Source organism: Vibrio hepatarius (assembly GCF_011806575.1).
Lineage (GTDB): Bacteria > Pseudomonadota > Gammaproteobacteria > Enterobacterales > Vibrionaceae > Vibrio > Vibrio hepatarius_A.
In genome coordinates, this window is sequence record NZ_JAATOO010000030.1 from 25758 (window position 1) to 44178 (window position 18421).

Consider the following 18421-nt stretch of genomic DNA (forward strand, 5'->3'; position numbering starts at 1 on the left):
TCTACTACTCCGAATTAAGCGCTGTGTTTTTTAATGAGTTCGATAAAGTGGTCAAATAGCGGTGCCGCGTCGTGTGGACCTGGGCTTGCTTCTGGGTGACCTTGGAAACTAAATGCTGGCTTGTCTGTACGGTGAATGCCTTGTAAAGAGCCATCAAATAGTGATACGTGAGTTGCACGTAAGTTTTCCGGTAATGTTGCTTCATCTGCCGCAAAGCCGTGGTTTTGCGAAGTGATCATCACAACGTTACGGTCTAAATCTTTAACCGGATGGTTAGCACCGTGGTGACCAAACTTCATTTTCACTGTTTGTGCACCCGACGCTAACGCCAGAATTTGGTGACCTAGACAGATACCAAAAATTGGCAGGCCTTTCTCTAGGAACACTTTAGTTGCTTCAATCGCGTAGGTACATGGCTCTGGGTCACCAGGACCGTTCGATAGGAACACACCGTCTGGGTTTAGTGCCAACACTTCATCCGCTGACGTTTCAGCAGGAACAACCGTTAAGCGGCAGCCGCGGTCAACCAGCATTCGCAGGATGTTACGTTTTGCACCGAAGTCGTAAGCCACAACGTGGTATGGCAATTCGCCGTCAGCTTTCGCTTCTGGAAGGCCACCCTCGAGCGTCCACGAACCTTGTTTCCATTGATACGCTTCTTTTGTTGTAACTTCTTTCGCAAGGTCCATACCTTTCAAGCCAGGGAATTCTTGCGCTTTTGCTAGTGCAAGCGCTTCGTCTAGGTTATCACCAGCCACGATACAACCGTTTTGCGCGCCTTTCTCACGAAGGATTCGGGTCAGCTTACGTGTATCAATGTCAGCGATGCCAACGATATTTTGTGACTTTAGGTAATCAGAAAGGGATTGTTCGTTACGGAAGTTAGAAGCGATAAGAGGAAGATCGCGAATCACAAGGCCTTGTGCATGAATTGAAGAAGATTCTTCGTCTTCGGAATTGGTTCCGGTATTGCCAATGTGAGGATAAGTTAGTGTGACAATCTGTTGTGAATAGGAAGGATCAGTGAGGATTTCTTGGTACCCCGTCATCGAGGTATTAAAAACGACTTCACCGACGGACGTACCATCTGCTCCAATGGAAACACCGCGGAACACTGTCCCATCTTCTAGGACTAACAGTGCTGATTTACTCAAGACAACCTCCAGAATAAAAATGCAAATATAATAAATTTAAGTGCAAATCTGCCTTCCATAGCGCTATAAATAAGCGTAAATAGGTATTACAGACAAATTGGCGGTATTCTAAAGATGCGTGTGAGATGTGTCAACAGCGAGATAAAAATAAATTTACTATTTAACCCTGTTAGCAACAAAAAACCATTTAGACGCCTAAAATACCAAGTTTAATCAGGTTATTTGCTAGTCAAAATGAAAACTAAGTGAAACAGCACAATAAAACAAAGATCCAAATCACACTTTCAAGCAACAAGAAAAAGCAAACGTTACACAACAAGCATCAGCATGCCTTTTTACCATCAAACAACCAAAAATAGAACCAAACAGCTAAAAACAACATTTTAAATGACGGTATTTTTCACGCTGTTGTCATATTAATCTGAGATTGTTTTTGCCAGATACAAAAAGCGCCGGGCAAGCCCAGCGCATAATTATGTATTTTATAAATCGTTCAGACCCAACACATCGGTCATGGTGTAGAATCCCGCGGGTTTGTCACTCAACCACACCGCAGCTTTTACCGCACCGTTGGCAAACGTCATACGGTCGGTGGCTTTGTGGGTGATCTCTACACGCTCACCAATATCAGCAAACATTGCTGTATGTTCGCCGACGATATCACCAGCACGAATGGTCGCAAAACCAATCTCATCTTTGGTGCGTTCGCCGGTAATGCCTTCTCGAGCGTATACCGCGACATCATTCAGTTGGTTACCCATCGCACCAGCAATAGCTTCCCCCATACCAATAGCGGTACCTGATGGTGCGTCTACTTTGTGGCGGTGGTGAGCTTCAACGATTTCAATATCGCAGTAGTCACCCATCACTTTAGCCGCTTTTTCGAGCAGTTTGAAAACCAAGTTCACGCCAACCGAGTAGTTTGGCGCCATTACGACTGGCACTTGCTGAGCAATATCATCGATCAATTCGCGTTCTTGATCGGTAAAGCCAGTGGTGCCAATTACAATACTCTTGCCATGTTGCTTACACAGCTCTAGGTTGGCTAATGTACTTGCTGGCGCTGTGAAATCGATGATGACATCAAATTGCTCGATCTCTTTGGCTAAATCATCTGTCAACGCGATATCAAACTTGCCTTCACCGCACAGCTCACCGACATCAACACCAACTAACGATGATTCTGGTCGTTCTGAACCTGCACCAACTTGTGCTTGTTTATTCAAAAAAGTTGCTTTAACCAGATTGCGACCCATGCGGCCCGCTGCTCCTGCGATTGCAATACGTACCATTGCACTTCTCCATTATTCTAATATTCGGGGCTGATACCTCAAGCCAGTTAATTTAAACTAACAATATTCATGAGCTGTGGCTAGCAAGAAAATTCTTTCATCACTCTTTCTAGAATTGGCACGTTGGCCTCAGGAAATACATAATTTTCTAAATCAGTGATTTTTACCCACAAACCCTGTTGGCCTTCTTTGCCGTAAGGCTGGTTTTCAAATTGCGTTACGCAGATAAAATCAAACTTTAGTGACTTATCTGGGTAATCGTATTCAAGGTGCTCAAACAGACTTTGTTGCGTTGCGGTGATACCTATCTCTTCTTCCAGTTCACGAATCATCGCTTGTTCAATGTTTTCTCCTGGTTCAACTTTCCCACCCGGAAACTCCCAAAAGCCGCCTTTATGCTTATCGTCTGGGCGTTTAGTAATAAAGATCTCTGACTTATCTTGATTAAAAATAATCGCCGCTACGATATGAATACGTTTCATCTTACTTCCTTAATCAATCTCGGCTTAAAAAAAGAGCCGCCTAAGCGACTCTTTTATATTTCATAATAATTTAAGGTTCTTTTTGAAGCTAAGCTGTCGGTTGCGAGAACAAGGCAATGGCACGGAGCTTACGCTAGTAAGTGAGTACCATTAACGCAGTAATCGCAGCCTACAGCGACGATTCAAAGAATCTTAGGCAATTTTGCCATGACACTGTTTGTATTTTTTACCACTACCACATGGGCAAGGTTCATTGCGACCCACTTTACGCTCGTCGCGAACCACTGGCTGGTGAGCACCTTGCTCCTCTTCGCCGTCTGATAGTTGGTTTTCCGCTGACGCGTGTTGAGCTTGCGCTCGGCGTGCCGCTTCTTCCGCTTGCGCTCGACGTTGCTCTTCCATACGCTCAACTTCTTCTTGTTGCTGGACACGTACTTTTGAAAGGATAGTGATCACGTCTGACTTCAGTGCTTCTAATAGACCTTCAAACAGTTCAAACGACTCACGTTTGTACTCTTGTTTCGGGTTCTTCTGCGCGTAGCCACGTAGATGGATCCCCTGACGCAAGTGGTCCATTGCCGCTAAGTGCTCTTTCCAAAGCGTATCTAGCGTTTGCAACATCACTGATTTTTCGAAGTTACGCAGAACTTGCTCACCAACAACGGTTTCTTTCTCTTTGTATACTTCAACTGAAGTCGCAACAATCTTCTCACGAAGTGCTTCTTCGTAAAGTTTGTCGTCTTCTTCTAGCCACTGTTTGATCGGCGCGTCTAGATCGAAGTCTTTCTTCAGACGGTCTTCTAGCCCCTCGATGTCCCACATATCTTCAAGCGATTGTGGTGGGATGTACTCGTCGATCACTGCATTCAGTACGTCATCACGGTTTTGCTCGATCATCTCACTGATGTCATCAGCAACCATGAGCTCATCACGTAATTCGTAGACAACTTTACGTTGATCGTTGGCTACGTCATCGTATTCAAGCAGCTGTTTACGGATATCGAAGTTACGACCTTCGACTTTACGCTGTGCTTTTTCGATTGAACGAGACAGCATCTTCGACTCGATCGCTTCGCCTTCTTCCATACCGCTTTGGATCAAGCTTGCCATACGGTCTGAAGTGAAGATACGCAGTAGTGAATCTTCCATCGATAGGTAGAAGCGTGAAGAACCCGCGTCACCTTGACGACCAGAACGACCACGTAACTGGTTATCGATACGACGAGATTCATGACGCTCGGTACCGATGATATGTAGACCACCAGCGTCAAGCACTTGGTCGTGAACAATCTTCCATTCGGCTTTAATCGCGTCGATCTGCTCTTGAGTTGGATTTTCTAGCGCTTCAACTTTTGCCTGCCAGCTACCGCCCAATACGATATCGGTACCACGACCAGCCATGTTCGTTGCGATAGTCACTGCACCAGGCATACCTGCTTGAGCAACAATTTCCGCTTCTTTTTCGTGGAATTTCGCGTTGAGGACATTGTGCTTAATCTTAGCTTTCTTCAGCGCGTTAGACAGCAGTTCTGATTTCTCGATCGAAACAGTACCAACCAACGACGGCTGACCTTTTGCCACACGCTCTTTGATATCTTCGATGATCGCGTTGAACTTCTCAACTTCTGTACGGTACACCACGTCCGGCATATCGTTACGGATCATTGGTTTGTTGGTTGGAATTACCACCGTTTCCAAGCCGTAGATCGATTGGAATTCAAACGCTTCCGTATCCGCTGTACCTGTCATACCTGACAGTTTTTCGTATAGACGGAAGTAGTTCTGGAAGGTAATCGATGCCAGCGTCTGGTTTTCGTTTTGAATCTTAACGCCTTCTTTCGCTTCAATCGCTTGGTGAAGACCCTCAGACCAGCGACGACCAGGCATAGTACGGCCAGTATGTTCATCAACGATGACCACTTCGCCATCATCAGTCACAATGTAGTCGACGTTTTTCTCAAATAACACGTGTGCACGAAGCGCTGCATTAACATGATGCAATAGGCTGATGTTAGCTGGTGAGTAAAGGGTATCACCTTCTTCCATCAATCCGTTCTTCGTCATCAACTCTTCAACGAACTCCTGACCTGTTTCTGTCAGGTGAACTTGTTTCGACTTCTCATCCACTGTGTAGTGGCCGTCGCCGCGGTATTCTTCTGAGTCTTCTTTGTCTTGCTGTTGAAGATGTGGGATCAGAGTATTGATACGGATGTACAGGTCTGAGCTGTCTTCTGCTGGACCAGAAATAATCAGCGGTGTACGCGCTTCATCGATAAGGATTGAGTCCACTTCATCCACGACCGCGAAGAAACGGTCACGTTGAACACGGTCTTCCGCTCGGAAAGCCATGTTGTCACGTAGGTAGTCGAAACCGAATTCGTTATTTGTTCCGTACAAGATGTCAGCTTGGTAAGCTTCTTTCTTCTCGTGTGGCGGCATGTTTGGTACGTTAACACCAACCGTCATGCCTAAGAATTCAAACAGTGGACGGTTAGTTTCCGCGTCACGCTTCGCTAAGTAATCGTTGACGGTAACAACGTGTACACCTTTACCTGGTAACGCATTTAAGTATGCCGGAAGTGTTGCAGTTAGGGTTTTACCTTCACCAGTACGCATCTCTGCGATTTGACCAGCGTTAAGGACCATACCACCGATAAGCTGAACGTCGAAATGACGCATGCCGTAAACACGTTTCGAAGCTTCGCGAACTGTTGCAAACGCTTCAGGAAGTAAGCTATCTAACGACTCACCTTGTTCAAGGCGTTGACGAAACTCTACAGTTTTTGCTTTTAATTCATCATCTGAAAGTGCTTCAAATGTTGGTTCGTAGTTATTAATCTCTTTTACAATTTTTCTAAGGCGACGCAGTGTTCTATCGTTGCGACTGCCAATTACTTTTGTCAGTAGCTTAGTTATCATTTGCTATGAATCTCTCTTTACTTAGATCGGGCCCGATCTACTTTTAATGCCTTCAGTCTCTAACAGTTTTGAACTAAGAATACTGAGATAAATCACTTTCCTCAGATATTGTGATGAGAACTGTCAATTTCAAGGCTTATCTCTTTATTTGAGGCGCTTAGTTTATGGGATTTTACCGCCAACAACCAATAACATCCTTATTTGTTTGAAGCACTCTTAATTTTTTGCCCTTATATGCTGGAAGTTTATTCGTAACGCGCTCTATCTTCCCACCATCTCATTGACTAGAATAGAGCTATATATCTGATTCGAGGCTCACTATGAGAGATCACCGCCCTACCCTTGGGGATGAAATCATCGCGGAATCACGCTTTTCTCAATTGCAGAAGCATGCCGAAGAGATCATGTTGATCAATAAAGAGCTAAAAGCGATCTTACCGCGCGGCACGGAAGATCATTGCCGGGTGGCAAACGTTCGTGACGGTCAACTGGTGATTGAAGTTGCCAGTGCCGGGATCAAAATGAAACTTGATTATGAACGCCTGTCGATCCTTAACCAACTTCGCTCACGAGGTTTTGCACGTTTGATGGCGATTACGGTGCAGATCAACCCATATTTATATCGCAATAAACAAACTAAAGATCCCGCAGAGCGAAAGCCGCGTGATCCAATTTCAGAAAATGCAGCGCAATACCTCAATATGATCGCTAGTGGTGCATCGCCCAAAGTTAAAGCACGCCTTGAGAGCTTGGCTAAGTTGGCCAAAAAAGCGGAAAGCTGATTAATAAGAAACTGCAGATATAAAAAAGCCAGACTTACGTCTGGCTTTTTTAATAATCTTATTTTTACGCGATAACCATATTTGGTTCAGCAAATGCGACTGGTGAAGGTGCATCTTCTTCGAATGTTACCCATTCCCATGCTTCTTGATCTGCAAGAACGGCACGAAGTAGCTGGTTGTTCAGACCGTGACCCGACTTGAATGCGCGGAATTCACCGATAATTGGGTGGCCACACATGTAAAGGTCACCAATTGCATCCAATACTTTGTGAGTCACGAATTCGTTTTCGAAACGAAGACCTTCTTCATTCAGGATACGGTAGTCATCCAGCACGATTGCGTTATCAAAGCTACCGCCTAGAACAAGGTTCTGCGACTGTAAGTACTCGATATCGCGCATAAAACCAAACGTACGTGCACGTGAAATTTCTTTCACAAAACCTTGTGAAGAGAAATCAAACACAAGGTGCTGCTCGTCTGATTCGATCGCTGGGTGGTTAAATTCGATCTCAAAATCCATACGGAAACCGTTGTAAGGAACAAGCTCTGCCCACTTATCGCCATCTTCGAAGCGAACTGGTTTCTTAATACGGATAAAACGCTTAAGCGCATTTTGTTCTTCAATGCCCGCTTGTTGCAGCAGGAACACAAATGGACTAGCACTGCCGTCCATGATTGGGATTTCAGGTGCATCGACTTCAACAACGATGTTGTCGAGACCCATACCCGCAAGCGCCGCATTAAGGTGCTCAACCGTTGAGATACGAATACCTTCGTCATTTACTAGTGCTGTACACAGCATAGTATCGCGAACAGATAAAGCGTCTGCAGGAAAATCTACTGGTGGGTTCATATCGGTACGACGATAGATAACTCCAGTATTTGCAGCAGCCGGGCGAAGAGTAAGCGTGACTTTACGACCAGAGTGGAGACCCACACCAGTTGTTTTCACCATTTCTTTCAGAGTACGTTGTCTGATCATCTACTTTGCCTCAGTAAATTGCTACAAATCACAGTCGATATGCAATATCGACTGTGAATCCTACCACAATTTTGAACAGTGTCAAATTGTGTGCTTTATAGTTAATCAGCCTGACGACGTAAGAATGCTGGGATATCTAAGTAGCCGCTTTCTTTGTCTGCTTTAGGAGCGGCGCTTTGACCTGCTCCCGAGCTTGTCGGTGTTGTCGTCGTTTGCTGAGTTGCCGGTTGAGGTTTCTCATGCAAAGTTGGTGCCGGTTTCTCTTCCACTTTATTTACGCTAACTTGAGGAGCTGGCGCTGCTTGTGGTTGAGTCTGTGGCTGAGCGACAGGAGCAACCTTCGCTTTACCACCCGCTACCAATGTAATATCAGGCTTTTTCTCGTTACCAATACCAGTTGCTACAACTGTTACGCGAATTTCATCCGCCATATCTGGGTCTAGAGAAGTACCAATTACAACTGTTGCATTGTCAGACGCGAATGCTTTCACTGTATTACCTACAGTTTCAAATTCGTCCAGACGCATATCTAAACCAGCCGTAATGTTAACAAGCACACCACGAGCACCCGCTAGATCGATATCTTCTAGCAGCGGGCTAGAAATTGCCATTTCTGCCGCTTCTTCAGCTCGGTCTTCACCTTTCGCTACACCACTACCCATCATCGCGTGCCCCATTTCTGACATCACGGTTCTTACGTCCGCAAAGTCGACGTTGATCATGCCAGGGCGAGTGATTAGCTCGGCAATACCTTGAACTGCATTTTTAAGTACATCGTTCGCGCTTGCAAAAGCTTCTAGTAAAGTGATGCCACGGCCAAGTACTTTGAGTAGCTTTTCGTTTGGAATGGTAATCAAAGAGTCAACGTGCTTAGACAGTTCTTCAATACCTTGCTCAGCGAAAGCTAAACGTTTTTTACCTTCAAAGCTAAATGGCTTAGTCACTACAGCGACAGTCAGAATGCCCAGCTCTTTTGCTACTTCTGCAATCACAGGAGCAGCACCAGTACCTGTACCGCCGCCCATACCAGCTGCGATAAACACCATATCGGCGCCGTTTAGCTCTTCTTTAATTTGATCGCGGTTTTCGAGAGCAGCGTCACGTCCTACTTGAGGATTTGCGCCAGCACCAAGACCTTTAGTGATATCACCACCAATTTGAATCACACTGTTTACGCTTGTTTTACGAAGTGCTTGCGCATCAGTGTTAATGCTGATGAATTCCACACCTTCGATGGATTCACGCACCATGTGTTCAACGGCGTTGCCGCCACCGCCACCAACTCCAACGACTTTGATTACCGCATCGTCAGACATTTCCATCATCGGTTCAAACATGTGTTATCTCCGTTTTTCCTGCTGCTCAGGTTAAAACTCTTTCTGTATCCAATTGCGCAAGCGCCCAAATAAACTAGTCACTGAAGAACGAGTTGGCTCGTTGTATTCTGTTTCTTCGTTAATTTGGCTATCACGTGCGTAATGGAGTAAACCAACTGCCGTAGAATGATACGGCTCTTTTACGTAATCTGTTAAGCCGCTAACCTCTAGTGGCTTGCCGACTCTAACTTGGTTGCGGAAAACGCGTTCCGCACACTCTACCAAACCTTCAATTTGTGCCGCTCCACCAGTGAGAACAACACCAGCCGCTAGATGATGCTTGATACCCTCATCACGAAGCTTCTCTTGAACAGTATCGATAGTTTGGTTAACTAACCCCATGAGCTCAGTATAACGAGGCTCAATCACTTCAGACAATGTCTGTCTTTGTAAGCTTCTCGATGGTCGTCCACCGACACTTGGGACGTTAACCGTATCATCCTTGCTGACCAGCTCACTAAGAGCACAGCCATATTTTACTTTAATCTCTTCCGCGTCACTAACTGGCGTACCAAAAGCAAATGCGATATCGCTGGTTACTGCATTACCAGCATAAGAGAACACTTCTGTGTGACGAAGTGCACCACCAGTCCAGATGGAAACATCCATCGTACCAGCACCGATATCGACCACACATACACCCAGCTCACGTTCATCTTCAGTAATCACTGCGTTACTAGCGGCTAAGCCAGAGTAAACCAAATGTTCAACCTTAAGCCCGCAACGTTCAACGGCTTTAATGATGTTTCTCGCCATATCATTGTGGCAAGAGATAAGGTGCACGCTAACTTCCATACGTACACCTGATAAACCTAGTGGATTTTTGATACCTTCCTGGTAGTCAATGGTAAATTCCTGCGGAATAACATGCAAAATGCGCTGCTCATCACCTATTTTAATTGACTTCGCAGTGTGAATCGCACGGTCCATATCTTCTTGAGAAACTTCCTCATCAGAAATGGTTCCCATACCTTTTTCAATTCGGCTCGCAATATGGCGACCAGAAATAGAAATATATACGTTGCTGATTTGGCATTCCGCCATCAACTCCGCTTGGTCAACCGCTCGTTGAACGGACTTTACCACCGACTCTAGGTCGTTAACGCCACCTTTATCCATCCCGCGAGATGGGCTGCTACCGGCACCAATAATATTAATTTGACCATCAGGCAAAACTTCGCCTACTAGAGCCGATACGGTTGCAGTGCCTATATCAAGACCAACAATAATGTTGTCATCAGCGGTCTTAGTCATCTGTGTTCTCTTGTTCTAACTCTTGTTGAGGAAACCACCCAATTGAGGCTCCCGTATCATACCTGAGGTCGATGTAACTCACCCGCTCGGTGGTACTACCTAAATTCTTATATAAAGCAAAGAAGCGTTCGATACGCTCCTCTAATGATTCTTTGCCTAGCTCAAGGCGAATGCCGTTATCTAGGATAATTTGCCAAGCACGTCTATCATTGAGCACTAATGAGGAGATCGATAAGCCTATCGCCTCAAATTTGTGCTCCAAGTCACGCCAAACCGTCAGAACTTCTTTGGTCGTCCCGTCTGGCCCGTATAATTTTACGTGCTCTTCTTCCAATTCACCGATATCGCCATTAAATATCTCGCCCGTAGCGTTCAGCAGCGCATTACCATTCCAAATGGCTTCCGCTTTATGCTCGGTCAAAAAAACTTTAACAGTGTCTGGCCATTGCTTGCGAATGGACGCATGCGCCACCCAAGGGATCGACTCGGCGACTTTTTGCAATACGCTCACGTCTTGCGACATAAAAGTGCCAACGTGCTCTAAACGCGCAAACGCGCTCTGAACATCATTAGCTGACACGTAGTGCAAATCGCCCTGAAGTACGATTTTGGACAGTGGAAGTCGTTGATCATCCCACATCCATGAGATTGTTGAGTGTAGGAGTGAGCCTATCAACAACAAAACCACCAGCAAAAAGCAGCCTCCGACAGCATGCTCTCTTACTAGTGGATTAGAAGTAAAACGAGGGCCTTCATTAAAAGCACTTTTAATCAAAGTCCATTTTCCTTGCCATTAGCTCGTAAACCTATCTCTAATCTCACACTCGTATCGGAGGAAAAGCATTGACTTTAACTTCCGGATTATACTGGTGAGATCGAAAGTATCAAATACAGAAATTGAGAAATCCGCACTTAGTATGCAATAAGTGTGTTAATTTCCCAAAATCCTAACTTTGAGTTACGCCTTGCGCATCTTATCGATATTTAACTCAAAAGCCGCCAACTGTTTTGCCACTTTACCAACATCGCCGGCACCTTGTGTAAGTACAAGATCACCATCTTGTAAAACATTTGCGAGAACAGACGGTAATGACTTGCTATCTGGAACAAAGATTGGATCCAATTTTCCTCGTCCACGGATAGTGCGACACAACGCTCGGCCATCAGCACCCGGAATCGGTTTTTCACCGGCCGCGTACACATCCAGCATAATAAGTACGTCAACTTGGTCCAGTACATTGGCAAAATCATCATACAAATCACGAGTACGGCTGTATCGGTGAGGTTGGAAAATCATCACCAAACGCTTGTCCGCCCAACCATTGCGCGCAGCTTGAATAGTCACATCAACTTCCGTTGGGTGGTGACCGTAATCATCCACTAACATCACTTGGCCATTGCCCGTATCAAATTCACCAAGATGGTCAAAACGACGGCCTGTGCCTTGCGTTCCTGCCATCGCGCGTAGAATCGCTTCGTCAGAAATATCATCTTCAGTCGCGACAGCAATCGCCGCGGAAGCATTCAACGCATTGTGACGACCAGGAATGTTCAACGTGATATCAAGGTCAGCTTTGCCTTTACGAATAACCGTAAATTTACCTTGCTGGCCTGCTTGGCGGTAATTTGCGATTCGTACATCTGCATCTTCAGAAAAACCGTAGGTAATCACCTGGCGGCTGACTTGTGGGATCAGTTCGCGTACCACAGGATCATCGACACACATGATCGCCTGACCGTAAAACGGTAGGTTATGTAGGAAATCGATGAAAGTTTGTTTGAGCGTCTCGAAGTCACCACCATAGGTGTCCATATGGTCCGCTTCGATGTTAGTAACGATGCTTACCATAGGCTGAAGATGAAGGAAAGACGCGTCGCTTTCGTCTGCTTCAGCAATCAAAATACGGCTAGAGCCCAAACGAGCGTTCGTGCCCGCGCTCTTCACCAAACCACCATTGACAAACGTTGGATCAAGACCGGCTTCAGAATAAATTTGTGTGACCAATGCGGTAGTGGTGGTTTTACCGTGCGTACCCGCAACGGCAATACCGTGGCGGAATCGCATCAGCTCCGCGAGCATTTCAGCGCGTCGAACAACCGGTGTTCTTGCTGCGCGCGCTGCTTTAATCTCTGGGTTGTTTTCATTGATCGCCGTTGAAACAACAACAACGCTCGCTTGCGCGACGTTTTGCTCTTGGTGACCGATGTAAACTGTTGCGCCTTTTTCGACTAAGCGTTGAGTCACTGGGTTTTCAGCGATATCAGAGCCCGTGATTTGGTAGCCTTCGTTTAGCAGTACTTCGGCGATACCGCTCATACCCGCGCCACCGATGCCGATAAAGTGAATGCATTTAACACGGCGCATTTCCGGCACCATCGCTCTAATTTGAGCCAAATCTTGTGTATGTTGAACAGTCATTAATGTTTCTCGTTATTTTGTAAGCTCGATAATCGCATCGGCAACAACTTGGTCCGCGTCGAGTTTAGCCGCTTGACGAGCTTTGCTCGCCATCGTCAGTAACGCCGGACGGTCTAGTGCCTGAATGGCCGTTGCTAGCTTTTCTGCAGTCAGTTCTGGTTGTTCGATCATTTGCGCGGCACCGCAATCAACCAGATGGTCCGCATTAAGCGCTTGCTGTCTGTCTTTGTGCATAAATGGAATAAAGATAGCGCCTACGCCCGCTGCAGACACTTCGGATACGGTTAAAGCACCCGAGCGACATACTAATAGATCTGCCCACTGATAAGCTGCGGCAACATCATCAATAAATTCCATTGTTTCAGCGTTGGTTACGTTTGCATCTGTGTATGCTTGCGCGACTTCTTGCTGATTATTTTTACCTGCTTGGTGACGGATCTCATACCCATCACCTAACTTAGCCATCACTTCTGGCAAAGTGCGATTGAGGATCTGCGCACCCTGACTGCCGCCCATCACCAGAATACGAATCTTATCAGCTCGATCAGCTAAGCGCTGTTCTGGAGCCGCAATCGCGACCACGTCTTCACGCACTGGGTTACCAACCACCTCTGCGGTTGGAAAAGCCCCCGGGAAAGCTTGAAACACTTTCTTGGCGATCTTAGATAACCATTGGTTAGTTAGGCCAGCAACCGCATTTTGCTCGTGCAAAACCACCGGGATACCGAGCGTCCACGCCGCAATACCACCTGGACCACTAACATAACCGCCCATGCCTAATACCGCATCTGGCTTCCAGCGTTTCATATGCGCTCGCGCCTGCATGATGGCGTTGACGATTTGAAATGGTGCCTTAATTAGACGTGCAAAACCTTGACCTCGAAGACCTTTTACTTTGATAAAATCGATTTCAATACCGTGCTTTGGTACCAAATCGGCTTCCATTCGGTCTGCAGTTCCGAGCCAACGGATTTGCCAGTCTTGCTGTTGAAGCTTCTTCGCAACGGCGAGCCCAGGGAAAACGTGTCCCCCTGTTCCCCCCGCCATGACCATCAATCTTTTATTTGTTTTCATCTGCATCTTTCTGTTCTAACTCGACGCCTTCGTCTTGGAGTCGGCATTCATGGTCTATGCGCAACAATATCGATACCGCGACAGACATGATGATTAAACTGGAGCCACCGTAACTGATCAGTGGCAATGTCAGACCTTTAGTTGGCACCATACCAGACGCAGCACCAACGTTGACCAAAGTCTGGAATGCGAACCAGATACCGATACCGAAAGCGAGGTAACCACCGAATAACTGGCCGTGTTCAAACGCCTTCCTACCGATCAAAATGGCTTTAATCACCAGACTAAAAATTAATACCAGCGCCAATACCACGCCAACAAAACCAAGTTCTTCAGCCAGTACTGCAAAAACGAAGTCGGTATGCGCTTCTGGCAAGTATTCAAGTTTTTGAATCGAGTTACCTAACCCCTGACCGAACCACTCACCGCGACCAAACGCCATCAGCGACTGAGTCAACTGGTAGCCGCTGCCAAATGGGTCGTCCCAAGGGTCGAGGAATGAGGTAACACGGCGCCAACGGTAGGGTTCAAAATAGATAAGCGCCGATACTGCACTTAAACCCACCACCATTAAGGCTAGGAATTGGGTTAACTTGGCACCGGCGATAAATAACATACCAAACAGCGTCACCAGCATCACGACCACGGTACCTAAGTCCGGTTGCAGTAAGAGCAAGAACGCCAGAGTGGCGAATACAATGATCGGTTTAATAAAGCCGCCAAAGAAACTCGACCTCACTTCTTCACTTTTACGCACCAAATAGCCGGACATAAAGATAAACAGTGACAGTTTCGCCACCTCGGCTGGCTGCAAGTTGAACAGGCCTAGCGGAATCCACCGTGATGCACCGTTGACCGATTTACCAGCTACCAACACGATGAACAGTAAACCCACTGAGATCAGCAGCAACCACATACTGTATTGGAACCAACGCCTAAGCGGGATTTGTAGCACGAATGACGAGACGCCAATCGCGAGAATTAAGAACACCGCGTGGCGAAACATAAAGTGAAACGGCTGGTCGGTTAAACGAGAACTGATCGGAAACGATGCCGACGTCACCATCACTAGTCCCATTAGCATCAGGCCTAGTGAAATCCATACGAGTTGTCTGTCATAGAGCGCACTCGGTGACGGTGTGGTTACCCAACGTTTTACGCTGTCAAATAGGTTCTGTAAGTACATAGTTTCCGATTAGATTAAGCGTAAACCTTCGCGAGTTCAGTAAACGCGTCGCCACGAGCCATAAAGTTGCTAAATTGGTCAAAACTCGCACAAGCAGGTGACAGTAACACCATATCGCCATTTTCCAATTGTGGCGCCAACCATTCGATGATCTCATTCATGGTATCAAAACGTTTGGCACTGCTGTGTAGCGGCATGAACTGCTCGGCATCCTCACCAAAGCAGCAAAGCTGCAAGTTCAACTTGGCAAATACGGGGGACAACTCAGAAAAGTCTGCGCCTTTACCCACACCGCCCACCAGCAAATACAGTTTGCCCTGCAGCGAAATGCCAGATAACGCCGCCAGTGTACTCGCGACATTGGTTGCTTTGGAGTCGTTGACCCACTTAACCCCACGATTATCAGCAACAACCTGACATCGGTGTGTCAGACCGCTGTAAGACTTAAGTGCACCTAAACCCTGAGTAAAATCGATTCCAGCTTCGGAGAGTAGCGCCAAAACAACCAACACATTCGCGATATTGTGTCGACCAACCATCGCCAGTTCGTCACACGCAAGAATGGCTTCGCCATCACGACAGATGAACTCTCGGTCTTGTTTTACCTTGAGACTAAATTGCGTATCTGAACAGAGGCTAAACTCGACTAACTTACCGCTAACCTGGTCAGGGTAAGTCGCTTTATCGTCAGCATTCACCACGCATGAATCGGCGTGTTGGAAAATACGCAATTTGGCTTGACGATAATCGTCCATACCCTCGTAGCGGTCCATGTGGTCTTCAGATAGGTTGAGAAAAGCGGCTGCGGTCAGTTTAAGCGAAGAAGTGGTTTCTAGCTGAAAGCTCGACAACTCGAGCACGTACAGATCGGCGTCTTGATTGAGTAAATCCAGTGCTGGTACACCAATATTGCCACCTACACCGACTTTCAGACCAGACGCTTTTGCGACCACACCCGTCAAGTCGGTAACCGTACTCTTGCCGTTTGATCCCGTAATGGCAATAACTGGTTTGTCGACTTGCCAAGCAAACAGTTCGATATCACCGACAACGGGAATATCTGCGCGCAACACTTGCTGAATTTCAGGGGTAGCAAGCGCGATACCAGGGTTAGTGACGACCAAATCGGCGGCGAGTAACCAATCGAGATTCCAGCTACCAGAGTGCAGTTCTACCCCTTCAGGCAATTCATCTTTACCCGGTGGATTTGCGCGTGTGTCGATAACTTTAATCGTTAAATCTTGAGGCAATTTCACAAGGTATTTAACGACAGAGAGCCCGGTAATACCGAGCCCTACTACGACGACACTATGAATATCTTGCCAACGATTCATGGTCATAAAATAACTGTATCCTTAACGTACTTTTAGCGTCGCTAAACCGATCAGAACAAGAACGATGGAAATGATCCAAAAACGCACGATAACACGTGGTTCTGGCCAACCTTTCAGTTCATAGTGGTGGTGAATCGGCGCCATGCGGAAAATGCGTTGTCCACGCAGCTTGTACGAACCCACCTGCAAAATCACCGACAATGTTTCCATCACGAAAACACCACCCATGATCACCAAAACAAATTCCTGACGAACCAATACCGCAATCGTACCGAGCGCGCCGCCGAGTGCCAACGAACCAACATCGCCCATAAACACTTGAGCTGGATAGGTGTTAAACCAGAGGAAACCTAAACCGGCACCAACAATAGCAGTACACACCACCACTAGCTCTGACGCTTGCGGTACATACGGAATGTGTAGGTAGTTTGCAAAGTTAACGTTACCCGTCGCCCATGCGATCGCCGCAAAACCCGCTGAAACCAACACAGTTGGCATGATGGCCAAGCCGTCTAGGCCATCGGTTAAGTTAACCGCGTTGCTGGTACCGACGATAACGAAGTAAGTCAGTACAATGTACATCAAACCAAGTTGCGGCATGATGTCTTTAAAAAACGGCACCACTAACTGCGTTGCAGCGGTATCTTTACCATGTGCGTATAGAGCAAACGCCACCACTAGCGCGATCGCCGATTGCCAGAAATACTTCCAGCGTGCGATCAAGCCATCGGTGTTTTTGCGTACCACTTTACGATAGTCATCGACAAAGCCGACAGCGCCGTAACCAACAAGAACAGCTAGGACTGCCCATACGTAAGGGTTAGACAAATCCGTCCAAAGCAAAACCGTTGTCACAATCGCGGTCAGGATCATAATCCCGCCCATGGTTGGTGTACCACGTTTACTAAAATGAGATTCAGGGCCTTCGTTACGAACTACCTGACCAATCTGCAACATCTGCAGGCGGCGGATCATAATCGGTCCCATCCATAACGAAATACCTAGAGCAGTTAAGACACTGACAATCGCTCGAAATGACAGGTACTCGAACAAACGGAAGAATGAAAAATATGGCTGTAGCAGCTCTGCAAGCCAAATGATCATGAATATATCTCCTTTAAAGCAGCAACGACTTTGCTCATACCCGCACTGTTGGCGCCTTTGACCAGAAGTGTTTGAGGCTCTTGGCGTTGAGTCAATTGCTGCTTAACAAACTCAATCATACTGTCATGAGTATCAAAATGCTTACCCTCGCATACGTCGCTGATCGCTTTAGCATCAGCGCCATAGGTAAGCACGTGTTCAAAATTGAATGGGGCAGCATGTTCCCCGACTTGGCGGTGAAGTGCAAGACTTTCATCGCCCAACTCAGCCATATTACCTAAAATTAACCAACGAACGCCTTTGAAACCGTTCAACAGATCTGCGGCGGCTTTCATCGCCGGCACGCTAGCGTTGTAACTATCATCGATCAATTTGATGTTTTCGCTCAGGGAGACCGTTTCTACCCGACCTTTCACTTTGGCCAAGTTCGCTAACCCAAGTTGAATCATCTCTGTGGTCGCACCCAATTCTAACGCCAGCGCGGTTGCCGCCAGAGCATTAGAAACATTGTGAACACCGATAATGCCTAACTTAACCGCGAACTCGTTATCTTGGGTCACTAGTACAAACGAAGCTTCACCATTCTCGTTCAACTGAATCTCGCGAGCAGAAAAGTCCGCTTGCTTTGCGTTCACCGAAAAGGTTTTAACCTGTTTATCAGCCAGAACTGGTTGCCAGTAGTCCCCGCCGTTACTGTCCAAGTTAACCACCGCTACTGAGCCCGGTTTTAATCCTTGGTAGATTTCACCCTTCGCTTGCTTAACGCCATCTATCGAGCCAAATCCTTCTAAGTGCGCGGCTGCAACGTTGTTGACCAAAGCGACATCCGGTTTGACCAATTGCGTGGTATAAGCGATTTCACCAATGTGATTCGCACCCAGTTCGATCACCGCAAAGTCGTCTTCCGGAGTCGAACGAAGCAAGGTCAGTGGCACGCCAATATCATTATTGAAGTTACCTGCGGTAAACAGTACCTGACCTTTTTGCGCCATGATACTCGCAACCATTTCTTTCACAGTGGTTTTACCGCAGCTCCCAGTAATGGCGACGGTTGGTGTCTGGC

The 18421-nt window shown here is 46.7% G+C and carries 15 protein-coding genes; 1 reads left to right on the forward strand and 14 read right to left on the reverse strand.

Going from position 1 to position 18421, the window contains the following annotated elements:
- Positions 1 to 14 precede the first annotated feature (14 nt).
- The 4 genes from carA to secA form a co-directional block, all read right to left on the reverse strand.
- Positions 15 to 1154 carry a glutamine-hydrolyzing carbamoyl-phosphate synthase small subunit gene (carA, locus tag HCZ42_RS18900; protein ID WP_167422275.1) on the reverse strand — a complete coding sequence of 380 codons (1140 nt, stop codon included), beginning with the start codon at positions 1152 to 1154 and terminating at the stop codon, positions 15 to 17.
- A gap of 482 nt (positions 1155 to 1636) precedes the next feature.
- Complete coding sequence (gene dapB, locus HCZ42_RS18905; protein ID WP_167422276.1) at positions 1637 to 2446, reverse strand: 4-hydroxy-tetrahydrodipicolinate reductase; 810 nt, start codon at positions 2444 to 2446, stop codon at positions 1637 to 1639.
- Between the two features lie 80 nt (positions 2447 to 2526).
- Positions 2527 to 2928, reverse strand: a complete 402-nt coding sequence (mutT, locus tag HCZ42_RS18910) for an 8-oxo-dGTP diphosphatase MutT (protein WP_167422277.1) — start codon at positions 2926 to 2928, stop codon at positions 2527 to 2529.
- Between the two features lie 192 nt (positions 2929 to 3120).
- Positions 3121 to 5847, reverse strand: coding sequence for a preprotein translocase subunit SecA (gene secA / locus HCZ42_RS18915; protein ID WP_167422278.1), 2727 nt, complete (start codon positions 5845 to 5847; stop codon positions 3121 to 3123).
- A 320-nt stretch (positions 5848 to 6167) separates the two neighbouring features.
- Between secA and HCZ42_RS18920 the strand changes: the two genes are divergently transcribed.
- A complete protein-coding gene (locus tag HCZ42_RS18920) occupies positions 6168 to 6629 on the forward strand; it encodes a DUF721 domain-containing protein (RefSeq protein ID WP_167422279.1) in 462 nt (153 codons plus the stop codon).
- A gap of 64 nt (positions 6630 to 6693) precedes the next feature.
- Here the strand turns inward: HCZ42_RS18920 and lpxC are convergent, their stop codons facing one another.
- The 10 genes from lpxC to HCZ42_RS18970 all read right to left on the reverse strand — a co-directional run.
- Positions 6694 to 7611: a UDP-3-O-acyl-N-acetylglucosamine deacetylase gene (gene lpxC, locus HCZ42_RS18925; RefSeq protein WP_167422280.1), complete on the reverse strand. Its 918-nt coding sequence runs from the start codon at positions 7609 to 7611 to the stop codon at positions 6694 to 6696.
- A 101-nt stretch (positions 7612 to 7712) separates the two neighbouring features.
- A complete protein-coding gene (gene ftsZ / locus HCZ42_RS18930; protein WP_053408967.1) occupies positions 7713 to 8948 on the reverse strand; it encodes a cell division protein FtsZ in 1236 nt (411 codons plus the stop codon).
- A 30-nt stretch (positions 8949 to 8978) separates the two neighbouring features.
- Entirely contained in the window at positions 8979 to 10241 is a 1263-nt protein-coding gene (gene ftsA / locus HCZ42_RS18935; protein ID WP_053408968.1) for a cell division protein FtsA, read from the reverse strand.
- Positions 10234 to 11016, reverse strand: coding sequence for a cell division protein FtsQ/DivIB (locus tag HCZ42_RS18940; RefSeq protein WP_167422281.1), 783 nt, complete (start codon positions 11014 to 11016; stop codon positions 10234 to 10236). Before HCZ42_RS18940 ends, ftsA begins: the two co-directional genes overlap by 8 nt.
- Before the next feature lie 183 nt (positions 11017 to 11199).
- Positions 11200 to 12660: a UDP-N-acetylmuramate--L-alanine ligase gene (gene murC / locus HCZ42_RS18945; protein ID WP_167422282.1), complete on the reverse strand. Its 1461-nt coding sequence runs from the start codon at positions 12658 to 12660 to the stop codon at positions 11200 to 11202.
- Positions 12661 to 12672: 12 nt separating this feature from the next.
- Positions 12673 to 13734, reverse strand: a complete 1062-nt coding sequence (gene murG / locus HCZ42_RS18950; protein ID WP_167422283.1) for an undecaprenyldiphospho-muramoylpentapeptide beta-N-acetylglucosaminyltransferase — start codon at positions 13732 to 13734, stop codon at positions 12673 to 12675.
- The gene (gene ftsW, locus HCZ42_RS18955) at positions 13721 to 14920 is read right to left on the reverse strand and encodes a cell division protein FtsW (protein ID WP_167422284.1); all 1200 of its coding nucleotides are present in this window, start codon (positions 14918 to 14920) and stop codon (positions 13721 to 13723) included. The genes murG and ftsW overlap by 14 nt, the downstream gene beginning before the upstream one ends.
- 14 nt (positions 14921 to 14934) lie before the next feature.
- Entirely contained in the window at positions 14935 to 16260 is a 1326-nt protein-coding gene (gene murD / locus HCZ42_RS18960; RefSeq protein ID WP_167422285.1) for a UDP-N-acetylmuramoyl-L-alanine--D-glutamate ligase, read from the reverse strand.
- Between the two features lie 15 nt (positions 16261 to 16275).
- On the reverse strand, positions 16276 to 17358 hold the full coding sequence (gene mraY, locus HCZ42_RS18965) for a phospho-N-acetylmuramoyl-pentapeptide-transferase (protein ID WP_167422286.1): 1083 nt from the start codon (positions 17356 to 17358) through the stop codon (positions 16276 to 16278).
- Positions 17355 to 18421, reverse strand: a 1067-nt coding sequence (locus tag HCZ42_RS18970) for a UDP-N-acetylmuramoyl-tripeptide--D-alanyl-D-alanine ligase (protein ID WP_167422287.1), incomplete at its 5' end; no start/stop codon positions are given. The genes mraY and HCZ42_RS18970, both read right to left, overlap by 4 nt.

What these genes read in the sequence shown, in the direction of transcription:
- dapB (WP_167422276.1), bottom strand. Translation starts at nt 2,446, where the DNA reads ATGGTACGTATTGCAATCGCAGGAGCAGCGGGCCGCATGGGTCGCAAT.
- mutT (WP_167422277.1), bottom strand. Translation starts at nt 2,928, where the DNA reads ATGAAACGTATTCATATCGTAGCGGCGATTATTTTTAATCAAGATAAG.
- secA (WP_167422278.1), bottom strand. Translation starts at nt 5,847, where the DNA reads ATGATAACTAAGCTACTGACAAAAGTAATTGGCAGTCGCAACGATAGA.
- HCZ42_RS18920 (WP_167422279.1), top strand. Translation starts at nt 6,168, where the DNA reads ATGAGAGATCACCGCCCTACCCTTGGGGATGAAATCATCGCGGAATCA.
- lpxC (WP_167422280.1), bottom strand. Translation starts at nt 7,611, where the DNA reads ATGATCAGACAACGTACTCTGAAAGAAATGGTGAAAACAACTGGTGTG.
- ftsZ (WP_053408967.1), bottom strand. Translation starts at nt 8,948, where the DNA reads ATGTTTGAACCGATGATGGAAATGTCTGACGATGCGGTAATCAAAGTC.
- ftsA (WP_053408968.1), bottom strand. Translation starts at nt 10,241, where the DNA reads ATGACTAAGACCGCTGATGACAACATTATTGTTGGTCTTGATATAGGC.
- murC (WP_167422282.1), bottom strand. Translation starts at nt 12,660, where the DNA reads ATGACTGTTCAACATACACAAGATTTGGCTCAAATTAGAGCGATGGTG.
- murG (WP_167422283.1), bottom strand. Translation starts at nt 13,734, where the DNA reads ATGAAAACAAATAAAAGATTGATGGTCATGGCGGGGGGAACAGGGGGA.
- ftsW (WP_167422284.1), bottom strand. Translation starts at nt 14,920, where the DNA reads ATGTACTTACAGAACCTATTTGACAGCGTAAAACGTTGGGTAACCACA.
- murD (WP_167422285.1), bottom strand. Translation starts at nt 16,260, where the DNA reads ATGACCATGAATCGTTGGCAAGATATTCATAGTGTCGTCGTAGTAGGG.
- mraY (WP_167422286.1), bottom strand. Translation starts at nt 17,358, where the DNA reads ATGATCATTTGGCTTGCAGAGCTGCTACAGCCATATTTTTCATTCTTC.